We start from the raw sequence: 2,842 nt of genomic DNA on the forward strand, positions 1-2,842 counted from the left end.
CCAAACATTGGGGAGTAGCTCATTGAGCAAAAATTGGACCCCACTAGCTTTAACACATTTTAAACTAATCTTTCGTTAAGTAGGATAGTTTCCTGCATCAAAGGAACGAAAAAACCAAATTTTCTGATCCAAGCTCCAGAGCCAGAAACAAGAGAAAGCGACACTGCTGCGGATTTGAAGATCCTTGGATGAAAGTTAAGAGGTGACTAAATGAACAACAACTGGTCAATACACTTCACACGCCTTGTTGCAGCTGCGGCAGCTACCATGTTGTTCTCAATGGCTGCGACAGCGGAACAGCTTCCTATGCCCACCGGCGAAGTCATTTTGACTGTTTCCGGCGCTATCGGAAAAACAAACTCGCAAGGAGGCGCAAAGTTTGACTTGGACCTGCTTAAAGCACTGGAATGGGAGGAAGTTAATACCTTTACATCGTTCACCGATGGCATGCAGACATTTGAGGGTCCTAGGCTATCGTCTTTATTAGACTTCGTTGCGGCATCAGGAACCACAATTGGTGCGGTCGCGATAAACGATTACTTCGTGAACATTCCAGTAACACACGCAGAAAACCAAGGCGTTATTTTAGCTATTTTTCACAATGGCAAGCAGATGACCGTTCGTGACAAGGGGCCAATCTGGGTCATTTACCCGCAGTCAGAAGACGAGGCCAAGCTAAAGAAATTTGATAATGAAATGATTTGGCAGCTAGTTTCTATTGAGATCAGGTAACCAGCCGGCTCCGTAGAATTTTGAAAACTAGGGCCAGGACACAAAGCATTTGAGTTGTTGTACATGCATGCAAGGCTGGCCTTTTGCCGATAATCTGCCCGCTGATTGAGCTGGGCTTCGGGTAGGGAGTTGATCATGACGTTACGCCTTTTCCTCGCGTTGTGGCGGCCTGTCGTGGTGCTATTTTTGGTTGGAAGCATTGTGTTCTTTGCCTATGTATCTGAGACAAAAAGAGTGGAAGTGGCCACCCAAAACGCGTTGGATCTGTCATCACTGACATGGAAAGTAAACGAGACGATTTTCGAAACCCATCGTCTGGAGGTTGCTTTGCTTAGATACATGGCGGGTGATCTGTCTCTGGATATGTTACGCATGAGGGTGGACATTCTGTGGAGCAGGATCGATGTGATTGATACGGCGCAATCAGAGGCCAGCGCTAACCTTCAAAACATGATTGAAACCTATAAGGCTTTTTTGTCAGAGTTGGACACCGCTCTTGTTGGCACTGATAGCCTGTCCTCGACGGGCTTGGCGTCGTTACAAGAGCAGCTGGCCTCCCTTATTAGTGCGTTTCGCAAAATCTGGGTAGTTGAGTTCCTTCAACAGCATCGCTCTATTGTGCAGGCCTCTGCGTATCAAAGTTCGCAGGATGCTCTGTTTCAAAACCGCGTAGTCGTGGTCGCCTTGGCGTTTCTGGTGATCTACTTACTGGTAGAATGCCTAAACTACGTCCTGTCAGCCAACAAAGAACGCGGGTTGCGTCAAGAAGCGAATCTTCAGAACGAAGCAAAATCAATCTTCGTTGCCAAGGTCAGCCACGAAATTAGAACACCGCTAAACGGAGTTTTAGGTATGGCGCAGCTACTTTCAGAAACATCTTTGACCGAAGCGCAGAGTAAAATGGTTGGCGTAATTTTGACTTCTGGTGAGCTTCTTCAAAACACCATTAATGATATTTTGGACATGTCTAAAATTGCATCTGCAGATTTTGAAATCATATCAGAGCCCTTTGAAGTGGCGCAACTGGGACAACAGTTGCTAGTGTTGCATGAGCATACCGCCAGGAACAAGAAACTGACGTTGAAGGTCATCATTGATCCAAATTTGCCCAAACATGCTTTGGGGGACGCCATGCGCATCAGCCAGGTGCTGAACAATCTGATTTCGAACGCGTTGAAGTTCACTGAAACCGGCTACGTTACCGTAATTTTGCGATCCGACTTGACCAGTGCGACCGGCGAGATGCGCCTAGTTGCTAGTGTTAGAGACAGCGGTCCTGGCCTGTCAGAATCCGATGTTGCTCGAGTGTTTGAGCCTTTCTATCAGGCCGGAGGCTCGGTGGAGTCTTTACAACGCGGCACCGGGTTGGGTCTATCGATTTCATCCGCCTTGTGTAAGGCAATGGGTGGCACACTATCCGTGGTCAGCACCTTGGGGCGTGGCAGTTGCTTTACTGCCAGCTTTGACCTGAAAGCTATCATTCAAGACGAACCAAGCTGCGTGATGGTCGAAGATGTTTGGAGTAATGCTTTGCACCACCGCATTGCGGGTATGCGCGCAGCGCAGCAGGAACGTGGGTTGGACAGTGACGAGCTGAGCATCCTGATTGTGGATGACGGTGAGGTTAATCGCCGCGTCCTGCGCGCATTTGCAACGCCGCTTTGTTCGGTTATCGATGAGGCAAAAAGCGGCGAGGAAGCAGTTAGCAAGGCAGAGGTAAATTACTACGATGTGATTTTCATGGACATAAACATGCCCGGCATTGGAGGGCTAGCTGCAACCGCAGCGATCCGGGAGAACGTCAAAATGCGCGACGTCCCCGCCTCAGCAGTGATCGCAGTGACTGCCAATGTGATGACGCATCAACTAAAGCAATATTTGGAATGCGGGCTGGACCACACTATTTCCAAGCCAGTGCGCAAAGCAGATCTAACCGCATTATTGTCCTATGTGCGGTCTGAGTTGAGCAAACCTCGATCACAAGATGCAGGCACAGAGGTGATGTCAGACTAGTTCGAACCTAACCGCCCGATTAGCACCGCCTACCTACCGGCTTTATCAGATCTTATAAGACGTCGTTACTGACGTGGTTAACGAGGTCGTATGCGGT

At 48.7% G+C, this 2,842-nt stretch carries 2 protein-coding genes; both read left to right on the plus strand.

The annotated features are described in order from the left end of the window. Positions 1-210: 210 nt before the first annotated feature. A complete protein-coding gene (locus AN476_RS22060; protein WP_054463910.1) occupies positions 211-732 on the plus strand; it encodes a hypothetical protein in 522 nt (173 codons plus the stop codon). A gap of 135 nt (positions 733-867) precedes the next feature. Further along, positions 868-2,745, plus strand: a complete 1,878-nt coding sequence (locus tag AN476_RS22065; RefSeq protein ID WP_054463911.1) for an ATP-binding protein — start codon at positions 868-870, stop codon at positions 2,743-2,745. The last annotated feature ends 97 nt before the right edge of the window (positions 2,746-2,842 follow it).

The organism is Phaeobacter sp. 11ANDIMAR09 (assembly GCF_001294455.1).
GTDB lineage: Bacteria > Pseudomonadota > Alphaproteobacteria > Rhodobacterales > Rhodobacteraceae > Pseudophaeobacter.